At 48.5% G+C, this 12,899-nt stretch carries 11 protein-coding genes; 3 read left to right on the top strand and 8 right to left on the bottom strand.

The window, feature by feature from the left end:
• Positions 1-51: 51 nt before the first annotated feature.
• The 6 genes from pyk to dnaE all read right to left on the bottom strand — a co-directional run bounded on the left by pyk (position 52) and on the right by dnaE (position 8,613).
• Positions 52-1,794, bottom strand: coding sequence for a pyruvate kinase (gene pyk, locus KNO68_RS06250; protein ID WP_074036515.1), 1,743 nt, complete (start codon positions 1,792-1,794; stop codon positions 52-54).
• A 93-nt stretch (positions 1,795-1,887) separates the two neighbouring features.
• Entirely contained in the window at positions 1,888-2,856 is a 969-nt protein-coding gene (gene pfkA, locus KNO68_RS06255; RefSeq protein WP_012726720.1) for a 6-phosphofructokinase, read from the bottom strand.
• A 160-nt stretch (positions 2,857-3,016) separates the two neighbouring features.
• Positions 3,017-3,952, bottom strand: coding sequence for an acetyl-CoA carboxylase carboxyltransferase subunit alpha (locus tag KNO68_RS06260; protein ID WP_483298377.1), 936 nt, complete (start codon positions 3,950-3,952; stop codon positions 3,017-3,019).
• Entirely contained in the window at positions 3,945-4,799 is an 855-nt protein-coding gene (gene accD, locus KNO68_RS06265) for an acetyl-CoA carboxylase, carboxyltransferase subunit beta (protein WP_047795655.1), read from the bottom strand. The genes KNO68_RS06260 and accD overlap by 8 nt, the downstream gene beginning before the upstream one ends.
• Positions 4,800-4,813: 14 nt before the next feature.
• A complete protein-coding gene (locus KNO68_RS06270) occupies positions 4,814-5,368 on the bottom strand; it encodes a FadR/GntR family transcriptional regulator (RefSeq protein WP_214757483.1) in 555 nt (184 codons plus the stop codon).
• Positions 5,369-5,445: 77 nt separating this feature from the next.
• Complete coding sequence (gene dnaE, locus KNO68_RS06275; protein ID WP_215112225.1) at positions 5,446-8,613, bottom strand: DNA polymerase III subunit alpha; 3,168 nt, start codon at positions 8,611-8,613, stop codon at positions 5,446-5,448.
• A 103-nt stretch (positions 8,614-8,716) separates the two neighbouring features.
• On the opposite strand from dnaE, the gene KNO68_RS06280 reads away from it, so the two are divergent.
• The gene (locus KNO68_RS06280) at positions 8,717-8,908 is read left to right on the top strand and encodes a YtzJ family protein (RefSeq protein ID WP_074036509.1); all 192 of its coding nucleotides are present in this window, start codon (positions 8,717-8,719) and stop codon (positions 8,906-8,908) included.
• A gap of 16 nt (positions 8,909-8,924) precedes the next feature.
• Here the strand turns inward: KNO68_RS06280 and KNO68_RS06285 are convergent, their stop codons facing one another.
• Positions 8,925-9,893: a DHH family phosphoesterase gene (locus tag KNO68_RS06285; protein WP_215112226.1), complete on the bottom strand. Its 969-nt coding sequence runs from the start codon at positions 9,891-9,893 to the stop codon at positions 8,925-8,927.
• Positions 9,894-9,968: 75 nt separating this feature from the next.
• Between KNO68_RS06285 and KNO68_RS06290 the strand changes: the two genes are divergently transcribed.
• Positions 9,969-10,283, top strand: coding sequence for a YtpI family protein (locus KNO68_RS06290; RefSeq protein ID WP_047795158.1), 315 nt, complete (start codon positions 9,969-9,971; stop codon positions 10,281-10,283).
• A gap of 41 nt (positions 10,284-10,324) precedes the next feature.
• Here the strand turns inward: KNO68_RS06290 and KNO68_RS06295 are convergent, their stop codons facing one another.
• Positions 10,325-11,635, bottom strand: coding sequence for a DRTGG domain-containing protein (locus KNO68_RS06295; RefSeq protein ID WP_074036504.1), 1,311 nt, complete (start codon positions 11,633-11,635; stop codon positions 10,325-10,327).
• Positions 11,636-11,800: 165 nt separating this feature from the next.
• Here KNO68_RS06295 and KNO68_RS06300 point away from each other — a divergent pair, with 165 nt between their 5' ends.
• Positions 11,801-12,898 carry a M24 family metallopeptidase gene (locus KNO68_RS06300; RefSeq protein ID WP_078147193.1) on the top strand — a complete coding sequence of 366 codons (1,098 nt, stop codon included), beginning with the start codon at positions 11,801-11,803 and terminating at the stop codon, positions 12,896-12,898.
• Position 12,899: the final 1 nt, after the last annotated feature.

The following is a 12,899-nucleotide window of genomic DNA, read 5'->3' on the forward strand; positions in this document are numbered from 1 at the left end:
GAACGGAAAAAGAACCGACCTTTGTAGAAGGCCGGTTCGATTGTCGTTCAATTATGCGTTGTAGATTTTACCTGTGAGTGGGTCGATTGAAATCATCTGACCGTCACGAAGCGATGCTGTCGCTGCATCAACACCTACGATGACTGGCTTGCGAAGTGATGGTCCAACGATCCCAGCATGGCTCGTCAATCCGCCGTCTTCTGTGATGATCCCAGCCGCTTTTTCGATCGCAGGCATCATTTCTTTATCTGTGAATGGTGCGACAAGAATCATGCCGTCTTTCGCTTTTGCATTTGCTTCATCCGCATTTTTCGCGACAACGACTTCTCCAACAACACCGCGCTCACCGATTCCACGCCCGTCTGCGAGAGCGTGACCAACAATGTGGACTTTCATCATGTTTGTCGTACCAGCTGTCGCCGCAGGAATACCAGCTGAGATGACAACGAGGTCACCGTCAGTGACGAATCCAGCGTGACGTGCCGCTTCCGATGCTTGAACCAACATTTCATCCGTGTTGTTCGGCATTGTTTCAGCAACGATTGGGTATACGCCCCATACGAGGTTCAATTGACGCGCAACGCGCTCCGATTCTGTCACCGCGATGATGTTCGCTTCAGGACGATACTTCGCTGTACGAGCAGCCGTATAACCTGATTGTGTCGGTGTCAAGATTGCTTTGGCGTTCAAGTTGATTGCCGTGTGCGCAACCGCTTGAGAGATCGCATCCGTCACTGTGTGCTCACTGCGCTTCTGACGATCTTTCAACAAGTTTTTGTAGTCGAGCATGCGTTCTGTACGCTCTGCGATTGCAGCTTGCATTTGAACAGATTCGATTGGGTAGTCCCCTGCAGCTGTTTCACCAGAAAGCATGACTGCGTCTGTTCCATCCAAGATTGCGTTTGCTACGTCTGATGCTTCCGCGCGTGTCGGACGCGGGTTACGTTGCATTGAATCAAGCATTTGCGTTGCTGTGATGACCGGCTTCCCGAGATCGTTACACTTCTTGATGAGTTCTTTTTGAACTGGTGTCACTTCTTCTGTCGGGATTTCAATTCCGAGGTCCCCACGGGCTACCATCAAACCGTCAGAGATTGCCAAGATTTCTTCGATGTTATCGACACCTTCTTGGTTCTCGATTTTCGGGTAAATCTTGATGTGTGATGCGTTATGTTTTTCGAGAAGTTGGCGAATTTCAACTACGTCAGATGCACGACGTACGAATGATGCTGCAATCACGTCAATGTCTTGTGAGATCCCGAACTCGATGTCCGCGATGTCTTTGTCCGTGAGGGCAGGAAGGTTTACCTTGACGTTTGGCAAGTTAACACCTTTCTTCGTCTTGATGATTCCTTCGTTTTCAATGACGCAACGGAGATCACGGTTATCAAGCTTTTCAACGACACGGAGTCCGATGAGACCGTCGTCGAGCATGATGTGTGAACCGACTTCCACATCATCGTAGAGTCCTTCGTACGTCACAGAGAAACGATCTTTCGTTCCGACGATTTCTTCCGTTGAGACGATTGTGACTTCTTTTCCTTTTTCAAGAAGTGCCTTACCGTCTTCGAATGTATGCGTGCGGATCTCTGGACCTTTTGTGTCGAGAAGAACAGTGACAACTTTACCCGCTGCTTTCGCCGCTTCACGGATGTCACGGATACGAGCTCCGTGCTCTTCATAGTCACCGTGTGAGAAGTTGAGACGGGCAACGTTCATCCCAGCTTCGATCATCTCAGGAAGACGCTTCTCAGAAGCCGGTCCAATGGTACATACAATTTTCGTTCTACGCATAATATAAAAACCTCCTAGGGGATATAGTGCAACTTACAAACAGAAAACGGGGGGCCTTGGACCGTATCCCGTCTCTGCAACATACAAAATCGTTTAAATCGACAATTGGTTAACGAGGTCAATCAATTGCATATCAATCGTGTGCTTGTTATTGTCGAGCGCCTCATCGATATCAAGATCCATCATCTGGTTGTTACGGATTCCGACAACGCGGCCCGCTTTCCCTTCGAGCAAGATCTCAACAGCGTATGCACCCATGCGACTTGCAAGGACACGGTCAGCGGCAGTTGGGGAACCACCACGTTGGATGTGACCGAGAATCGTGACGCGTGTTTCTGAGTTCGTCTTCTCCGCAATCAATTTGCCGATTTCTTCCGCACTTCCCGCACCTTCAGCAACGATGACGATTGAGTGCTTCTTACCGCGTGCAATCCCGTGATTGATTCTTTCCACGATTGCATTCAAATCTTCTGGACGTTCTGGGACGAGAATCGACTCAGCACCACCAGCGAGACCAGAATAAAGCGCGATATCACCAGCGTCGCGCCCCATGACCTCGATGACATACGTGCGTTCATGTGATGACGCCGTATCACGAATCTTATCGATCGCATCAAGCGCTGTGTTGAGCGCCGTGTCAAAACCGATTGTCGCATCTGTTCCTGGGATATCGTTATCGATTGTACCCGGAAGGCCGATTGTTGGGAATCCGAGTTCAGTCAATTTTTGAGCTCCGCGATAAGAGCCATCTCCACCAATGACCACGAGGGCATCGATATTGAACTTCTTCAACTGTTCTACTGCTTTCGCGCGACCTTCTTCTGTTCTGAATTCAGGACAGCGCGCAGAGCGAAGGAACGTACCTCCACGTTGAATGATATCGCCGACTGATCCAAGATTTAATTCGACTAAATCACCTTCGATTAATCCTTGATAGCCGTTATACACGCCGTACACTTCAAGACCTTCAAAAATTGCTTTTCGGGTCACGGCACGGACAGCAGCGTTCATTCCAGGAGCGTCTCCTCCGCTTGTTAATACCGCAATACGTTTTAAATTCACGTCGCTCACCTCTTATGTGTTTTAACGAAATCTGAAAATAAAATACCACGTCTGACCTTTGTTTTACAACACAAGTATGTGAAAAAAATGCATAGGGTATCTTACAAAACAGTCAGTTGATGAATGAATAAAGCTTTATTCAAAGCCATTGTTACCGTTTTCACTCATTAATTGTGCCAATTTGATGATATTTGGTCGCACGTCCTTGAATCAGCTCAGAAGTCGATTGCGCGAGCAACTCATTCATATGCTGTAATAAGACAGGTTTCAAGAGTGACGACTGTAGTGACACATCAACGTGTGCCCCCCCATACACTTCTCCTACCACTTGATCGACAATCCCTAGGTTGAATAAATCTTGTGCTGTAATCTTCATCGTCTCCGCCGCACGTTCTGCTTGTTTCGCATCTTTCCACAACAGTGCCGCTGCACCTTCTGGCGAGATGACCGAGTACGTACTATTCTCAAGCATCAATAGACGGTCGCATACACCAATTCCAAGCGCACCGCCTGAACCACCTTCCCCAATGACAACGGAGACGATCGGCACTTTCAGCGTCGCCATCTCAAACAAGTTACGGGCGATCGCTTCACTTTGCCCTCTCTCTTCTGCGGCTTTCCCCGGATAAGCCCCTTTCGTGTCAATAAATGTCAAAATGGGACGGTTGAACTTTTCGGCTTGCTTCATGAAACGCAAGGCTTTTCGATAGCCCTCCGGGTGTGGCATACCAAAATTCCGTTTCATGTTCTCTTTCGTGTTCCGCCCACGCTGATGTCCGATAATCGTCACCGGCACTCCTTCAAACGTTGCGAGTCCAGATACGATTGCCGCATCGTCATATCCGTGTCGGTCCCCATGAAGTTCCATGAAGTCAGGGAACACATGTTGGATGTAATCGAGCGTCGTCGGACGCTTCGGGTTTCGCGCCAACTGGACGCGGTCCCACGGTTTCATATTCCCATAAATATCTTTTTCTAATCGGTCGAGCTTTAACTCGAGATGACGAATCTCTCGGGATAAATCAATCCCTTTCGTCTCAGCCGTCTCCCGTAATTTATTTAGCTGTTCGGTGACTTCTTTGATTGGGTCAAACATGACGGACACCCCCATCGTGTAATTCGATCATCTTCTTCAAGAACGAACGCATCTGTTCACGATGAATGACTGCATCCAGCTGCCCAGACTCAAGTAGAAACTCGGCAGTTTGAAAGTTCTCTGGAAGCTTTTCCCGAATCGTCTGTTCGATGATTCGTCGTCCTGCAAACCCGATGAGCGCTCCCGGTTCCGCGACGTTCAAGTCGCCAAGCATCGCAAAACTCGCTGACACACCACCAGTCGTCGGATGTGTCAAATACGCGATGTACAGCAGTCCTGCTTCGTCATGTTCTTTTAGAGCGATGGACGTATTGGCCATTTGCATCAAACTGACCATTCCTTCTTGCATCCGTGCCCCACCTGATGCTGTGAACAAGACGACTGGAAGCCCAAGTGATGTGGCGGTTCGAACAGCCGAAGCAATCGCTTCTCCGACGTATGCACCCATCGATCCCATTCGGAATCTCGCATCCATCACACAGACAACGAGTGGAAGTCCGTCGATTGTCGCCTTTCCACATACGACGGCCTCTTCGATCCCGGTCCGCTCCCGATCTTTCGTCAACTTCTCCTCATAGTCAGGAAAGTCGAGTGGATTCGCCTTGACAGAAGGTCCCGCAAATCGTTCGAACGACCCTTCGTCAACAAGCATATCAATCCGTTCTTGCGCATGAAGCGGAAAATGATAACCGCAATCACACACTTTGTGGTTCTCATTCAACTGTTTTGTATAATGCATATATTTACAAGATGGACATTTCGTCATTAATCCCTGTGGTGCGTCAATCTTTGGTTCTCGTTGACGCAATGGCATATATCGTTTCGGTTTCTTGAAAAAAGCAGTCATCGCTTCCCCCTCGTTCATTCCGGCATCCCCATTCCACGCCACGTCTCGACAAACTGTTTCCGTTCCTCGAGCGTATATAAATCCCCAACGTCTAATCCTTCAAAAAAGCGGTTGACCTCACTCCAAATTCGAATGAACAGTTCATTCTTCAACTGAAAGATGAGTTGCTGGCGAAACGTTCGATCATCATCGATCACCGTTTCTAATAGAGCCAGTCGTTCCTTAGTCGGTTCAATTTCTGAAAACGCCATGCGCTCCAATAGTCTAAGCATCTCAATAATATCGGTCGCTTTCGTCTGTTTGGTCACAATGAACTCCGACAATATCTCAATGTACCGATGTCGGTCTTGTTCACACAAAAAGGTACCACCACCATGTCTCGTTTCCACGATGCCTAAAAAACTCAACGCTCGTAACGCTTCGCGAACCGAAGCGCGACTAATGGACAGCGTTTCGGCGAGCTCTCGTTCGGATGGAAGCCGATCACCTGGAACTAAAGACGATTGGACAATTAATTTTCTAATCTTTGAAATGTTTCCGTGAAATGAGGATGCGTGTTTTTCATGCATCTGACCGTTCAACTCCCTTTTTTGGATCATCTATCAAACTTAAGTGGTCAGACCAATTAGTGCGATTATATCACTTTTTAGGACTTGGTACTAGTTTCTGGACCAACCATTTTTGTATCGATTCGTTTCAGTACGACATTTTCTTCCCCGAACCGTCTTTTCGCTTCCGCCACATACTCTTCATTCGGATTGATTGAAAAAGCTGAAGCCAGTTGTTTCACTTCCTTCGAATCCGTGAATCGGCATACAACCGGGACATCCCCTTGTGCTCGTTGAATCCAATCTTCCAATTCAGGGAAGCGGTCGAGTGTGAGCCGGATGAATAAGGCTTGCCCGTGTAACGGTCGAACCCGTTCGACAATCAATTGCTTGCGACCATCCCGTTCATTCGAATGGACCTCTAGTAACAAGATGTTACCGGCATAGAGGGACCGTCCAAACTGCGCGAATGTTCGAGGAAACACGACGACCTCGTCTTGCGTCATGCCATCGTCCACCATGAGAACACCCATCCGTTCTTGTTTTTTTGTCATGAACGTACGTACGTCATCTACATATACGACGAGATAACCGTTTGTTCCATTCATGACTTCTTCAATTGTAGACGGTTCGATCCCGATATCCGGAAGTGCCGTCAATGGAGAGTGGACCACCCATGTCCCGAGCGCCTCCCTCTCTTCTTCAGACCAATTCGGTTCTTTCACTTTTTTCTGTTTTAGTCCGAGTGAAGACAGCTCATCCGGTAAAAAATGTGTTCCCGCTTCTTCTCGCAAACGTTCGACTGCTTCAAAGGCATGTGTCCGGTCACCGTGATACATCCGGTCGAGCGCGCCCGCACCAAGTAATCGACGTAATTTCAGTTGGTCTTTATTTTTCCACTCCATGGCTTCTTGAAGCGTTCTGACATCTTTCAACTGCCCGTTCAGTTCAATCAGTCGGTCCACATCCCGTTTGGTCAACCCCTGGACCGCCTTCAACCCGAGCCGGACGCCCGGTCCCTCAAGTGTCGCGTCAGCGTGACCATGTAAGACGTCCGGTGGGTACACCGGAATTTGATCTTTCCGTAACAGTCTGACAAGTTCCGTTGTTTTTTCTGATGTCACCACATGAAAGACACGAGGGAAATGTGCTTTGACGTAAGCCAATCGGTAACTGATCAAACTGTAGGCGACAGCGTGAGAGCGGTTAAATCCGTACCCGGCAAACTTTTCAATCCATGAAAAGATTTGCGCAAAGACGTCCTGGTCTCCCGCTTTTGCTTGTTGCAAAAATCGTTCTCGTTCCCGAGCAATCGTTCCGGTATCCTTTTTGGCAATAGCACGTCTGACCAAATCCGCTTCCGCATAGGAATAGCCTCCGAGTTTACGGAGAAGTTTCATCACCTGTTCTTGATAGACGAGTACACCGTATGTCGGTCTCATGACGTCTTCTACGTCTGGGTGGACTGGTTGGTAAGGCATACCGTGCTTTCGCTTCGCATACGTTTCGATGAATTGCATCGGTCCCGGGCGATAGAGTGACATCGTGACAACGATATCTTCAAACTCAGTCGGTTTCACTTGTCGAAGCGCTTGCTTCATCCCGGTCGATTCGAATTGGAAGATTCCGTCCGTCTCACCTCTCGCAAGCAGTCGATACGTCCGGGCATCGTTTAGCGGAATCGTTTTCAGAGAGAACAGCGCGTCACTTTCTCGAATCAAGTCTTCCATCTTTCGCAAGCGACTCAAGTTTCGTAATCCGAGCAAGTCAATTTTTAGAAGCCCGACCTCTTCCAAATCCTTCATATTATATTGGGTCACGTGTTCTTCGAGCTCGGGTTGGAGCGGCGTCACTTCTTCAATCGGTTGACGACTGAGCACCACTCCTGCCGCGTGAACGGAGGATTGACGCGGCAAACCTTCTAGCTGTTTGGCAATCCGTAATAACTGCTGACGCTTTTGGCTACCGGCAAACCACTTCATCTGCTTCTGGCTCGACATCAGTTCATCAAGTCCTCCGGCTTTCGCTTGCTTGCTCGCAGCCTGCCCTTCCTCAAGGGTCATCCCGAGCGCTCTCGCAACGTCTCGAATTGCCGCTTTCGCACCGAACGTGGCAAGTGTCCCGATCTGTGCGGCATGCGTATGACCGTATCTTGATAGTACGTAAGAAACCACTTCCTCACGACGTTCATCTTCAAAATCGAGGTCTATGTCTGGCATCGACACACGCTCTGGATTTAAGAATCGTTCGAACAACAACCCGTAATGAACCGGATCGACTTCCGTGATATGGAGGGCAAAACTGACGAGTGAACCTGCTGCCGATCCACGCCCCGGACCTACTTCAATCCCAGATTCTCGAGCAAACCGAACGATGTCTTCCACGATCAAGAAATAGGAAGAAAATCCGGTATTGGCGATGACTTCAAGCTCAAACTTTGCCCGCTCGATGTAAGGTTCTTTCACGAGTTCCATCGCCTTCAACCGCTCACCGACAAGTCGTTTCAGCTTTTGATCGGCATCCGGAATTTCTGGAATCGCCCCTTCCGCACGTGGTAGATGATCTAGCCGAATCAATGCCTCGAATCGATCCAGTTCCGATAATTCTTCCGTTGTGAACCAGTCATTCATTTCACTCGGTAGTCGAACGTGCAATCCTTTTTGTCGCACGTCTTCATTCGACATCACGTCCCCTTCGCGAATGGCAGAAATGGCTCGGAATCCTTCCAGATCTTCCGGTCTCATGTATCTCGTTTCAGGGGCCGGAATCAATTGGACAGCAAGCTCTTCGCGCATGAGACGAAGTTGTTTCAACACTTGTACCTGTTCCGTAGTCTGAGGTGCCGGTAGTCCGAGCCACAGCTTCTCTTCATCGACAAACGACAAGAGTTGATGATAAAGGCGACGCCGGTGAACCGGATCACTCGCTTTCCAATTTTCAGGTAATACGATCAGCGGCATCGTTGTCCGTCCTTCAATTCCTCCCGCCTGGATGATACGATATTGTTCCTTAAGCTCCGTTTCGTTAGATGAATACACAATCACGGATACGTCTAACCCATCCAATCGGAGGACCGTTCTCAGTCCGATTAGCGGTTTCACCTCATATCGTTGGCAATATGACAAAAATGTCGGAACCCCATAGAACGCATCGTCTGCGATCGCCACGGAACGACTTCCCCGTTCGGTCATCTGCAAGACATATTGTTCTAACCGGATTGTACTTTGTAGTAAACTATAAGCAGTTCTGACATTCAGATGAATCATCGTTGGCCTCCTTTCTATATTAATGGAATTGTCAAACTCAATTCATCACTTCTCTGATACAATAATTATAGACAAAACTCACGACAAAAGGGGGTAAAAGCGTATGATTATCAATCGGGGACAGATTGCACGCGATAAGTTAGAAAAATTACAGCATGGTCAAACAGTGTTTGCCGACAGCCCAGAAATCATCGACCGGCTCCGTAAGTACATTACTGAGTATCAGCTCGACGTCGTCGAGGACGTGACCGAACGAGGTACATGGTTCATCCCAAAGGAAAATGGAGACAAATGAAGAGAGCTGACCAAGGTCAGCTCTCTTCATTTTCTTCAAACGTGAATTCCCCAGCCACTTCATTCAAAGCCGCAATCACGTCATCCATCTCATCCCATGTGTCAATCGTGGCACCAGCCGCCATCGGATGACCTCCCCCACGGTATCGCTTGGCCACTTCATTGATGACAGGACCTTTCGACCGGATGCGCACACGAATCTCTTCTTTGTTTTCCACGAACATGACCCAACATTTCAATCCCTCAAGACCCGAGAAGCTATTGACGAGTTGAGACGCCGCTTCTAGAGAGGCATGGAACGTTCGAAGCACATCCTTGTCAATCTTCACATAGCCGACCCCCTCTTCCGTTACTTGGACATGCTGTAATACATAGCCTTGCAGTTGGAGAGTCGCTAAATTCGTTTTATACATGTGACGATATAATTTATTCGTGTCGATGTCTTTCGCAATCAGCGCCGAAGCAATCTCAAACGTTCGGGCCGTAGCATTTCGAAACTGGAAACGTCCTGTGTCGCCAACGATGCCGGCATAGAGTAAAAATGCCGCCTCTTGGTCAATGGGATATCCCCAAATGTCCGCGAGTTCCACAATCATCTCAGACGTCGAACTGACCGAGGTATCGACAATCTGTGTCATCGCATACGGATCTTCATCAGGATGATGATCGATTTTGATGATCGTCTTCCCTTTCAATGCGAAAGGTCCATCGATTCGCTCTTGATTCGCCGTATCCAAAATAAGGACGAGCGCGTCCTGATACATTTCTTCTTCGACATGTTCCATCTTTCCTAAAAACTCAAGGTCTGGCACCATGCCACCGACCACATAGATTTGTTTCTCCGGATGAACCGATTTTAAAATGCGTTGTAAACCTAGCTGACTCCCCAATGCATCAGGGTCTGGTCGTACATGGCGGTGGATGAAAATGGTGTCAGCCGCCTCAATTTCTGATTTGATTGTATCCGCTTCCTGCCATTGCGTCATGATGATTCCTCACTTTCCTACACACTATTATGGTATGATGATAACAGATTACGAGATAGAAAGGGGTTCCTTCACTTGCAACTTGTCATGATTGGACTCATTTTGTTCGCGCTCGGTGCGTACCTCGTCTTTAAGCGCCGCGCTTTTTTGACAAAGACGCCAAACCGCAAAGCGTTGTTCAACACGCAAGCGTTGATCTGGTTAAGCTTATTCCTCGCACTGTTCGCTGCGAACCAAATGGTCGGAGGATTCGGTCTGAATTCAACTGTCGGTTGGATTGTCAGCATCGTCATGTTAGTCGTCGGTCTAGGGAATGCCGTTGTCGGATTTATCCGTTACCGCAAAATTTACCCACTCGCCGCAGAAGAACCGACGAATACGCCATCATGAAACAGAGCACCTGCTACAGTGCGTAGCAGGTGCTCTTTTCGTTACCGGTCGATGAGTTGTGCCGTGACGAGCGCCTTGGCGACAAGTTGTGTCCCTTGCGTCATCTCTACATCCACTTTCCCGAACTTCCGACCGAGGTCGAAGACATGGGCCGACACTCGAATCTGACTTTCAATTTGAATCGGCTTCATGAAATAGACGGTGATATTCTCAACCACGAGATCGCCTTTCTTCATATGACGTAGACTTCGCGTCGCCCCCTCGACCAACAAGGTCGTCAACACGCCAGATGAGGCGGTCCCCATATGACTCGTCATCTGTGGGGCCACTTCAACCGTGAAGGCCGTCCCGTTCGATGCAGGATCTTCTTTCAGCTGGTTCGTGATCATGTTATCGAACGTCTCACCGACTTGCGGTTGTCGATTCGCCAGTTGCAGGGCCTTCAGCACATCTTGGCGGCTAATAATCCCAAGCAGACGTCCGTAGTTATCAACGACAGGTAACATCTCGATCCCTTCCCACACCATCTGGTGCGCGGCATTGGTGACACTCGTTTGTACGCCTACTGTAATCGGACTTTTCGTCATGACCTTCTCAATATCATAGTCGTGTGATTTATCAATGACATCCTTTGCCGTGATCACGCCGACCACTTTCATCTGTTCATCGATGACGGGATACCGATTATGTTTCGTCCGTTCATTCAGCTCGTGCCAACGTTTCACTGTGTCATCTGATTTCAGATAGAACGTATCGTGGAGCGGGATGACGATATCTGAGACGAGTAAAATCTCTTTTTTGATTAGACGGTCATAGATGGCTCGGTTGATCATCGTCGCGACGGTAAAACTGTCATAGGATGTAGAAATGACAGGCATATCATACTTATCTGCCATTCGTTTCACTTCATCCGTTGTGTCAAATCCCCCTGTGATCAACACAGCCCCACCTGATTGTAAGACGAGTTCATGCGCCTTCTCGCGGTTCCCGATGATGACGAGTGAGTCGACATCGATATATCGCATCATCGCCTCGAGCTTCATGGCACCGATTACAAATTTCGATAGCGTCTTATGGAGGCCATTACGTCCGCCCAACACCTGACCATCGACGATATTGACGACCTCGGCGAATGTAAGTTTTTCAATATTCTCTTTATGCTTTCGCTTGATCCGGATCGTCCCCACCCGTTCAATGGTAGATACGAAACCTAGGTTCTCAGCTTCCTTGATGGCACGATAAGCCGTACCTTCTGATACAGCCAACTCTTTGGCGATTTGGCGGACCGAAATTTTTGACCCAACATCGAGTGACTCGATATGTGCTATGATCTGTTCATGTTTTGTGGTCATACGCGGAGTCCCTTCTCTCAATACATTTTCTACTCTATTTAGTATACTGTATCAGTCGAACTAGTTCAAACTGTACCAATCCAATTGCAACATTTCCTTTCTGTTTTCGAAACAGCTATAATAGACGAGTAGTCAACGTAAGAGGTAGAAGGGAAGGGATTCAACTTGAATCAACGCACCAATCAAATTGCACAATCTCTAGCGACAAAAGGGTTAGATGCAGCATTCATCACATCGAAAGCATCCGTGTTTTATTTCTCGGGAGTATACGCGGAAGCACACGAGCGATTGATCGCTATTTTAGTTTTGAAAAACGGCACAACTGCCATCATCTGCCCAGCACTTGAAAAAGGGATTGTCGAAGCGAGTGACTGGTCAGGTGAAATCGTGACGTATATGGACCACGAAAATCCATGGGACAAAATCGTCAAGTTATTCCTCGACAACCAAATCGTTCCTGAACGAATCGGGATCGAAGGGGAACATTTGACATTCAACCGAGTCGAGCATCTTCGTGCCGGTTTTGCCGGTCTGTCCATTATTGATTTGACAGACGAGCTCCAAACGTTACGTATGATCAAATCACCGGATGAAGTCCGAATCATGAAGCGGGCCGCCGAGTTGGCAGATATGGCCATCGAAGCCGGGATCCGTTCCCTCCGTGAAGGCGTGACCGAACTCGAGGTCATCGCGGATATCGAATACGCTATGAAACAGCAAGGTGTCCGTGAAATGTCTTTCGACACACTCGTCTTGTTCGGCGAGAATAGTGCCGACCCTCACGGTGTCCCAGGCAACAACCGTCTGAAAAAAGGTGATTTCGCCTTGTTCGACCTCGGCGTCGTCTGGCAGGGATACTGTTCAGACATCACACGAACGGTCGTCTTCGGTGAGGCGAGTCGCAAACAACGTGAGATTTACGACACGGTTCTCCAAGCGGAGGAAGCCGCAATCGAGATGGCGAACGTCGGGACGACACTTGGCGCAATCGATATCGCCGCACGACAAGTCATCACGTCTGCAGGATATGGTGAATACTTCACTCACCGGATCGGTCACGGAATTGGAATCGAAGTACACGAACATCCATCGATGGCAGCGAACAATGACACGACCGCCCAAGTCGGGATGACGTTCACAGTCGAACCGGGTATCTATTTACCGGGAATCGGCGGAGTCCGTATCGAAGACGATCTCGTCATGACAGAAAGTGGTCCTATCACATTGACGAGTTATCCAAAAACACTTCAAGAGATTGAATGAC

Source organism: Exiguobacterium sp. s75, assembly GCF_018617145.1.
GTDB classification, from domain to species: domain Bacteria; phylum Bacillota; class Bacilli; order Exiguobacteriales; family Exiguobacteriaceae; genus Exiguobacterium; species Exiguobacterium profundum.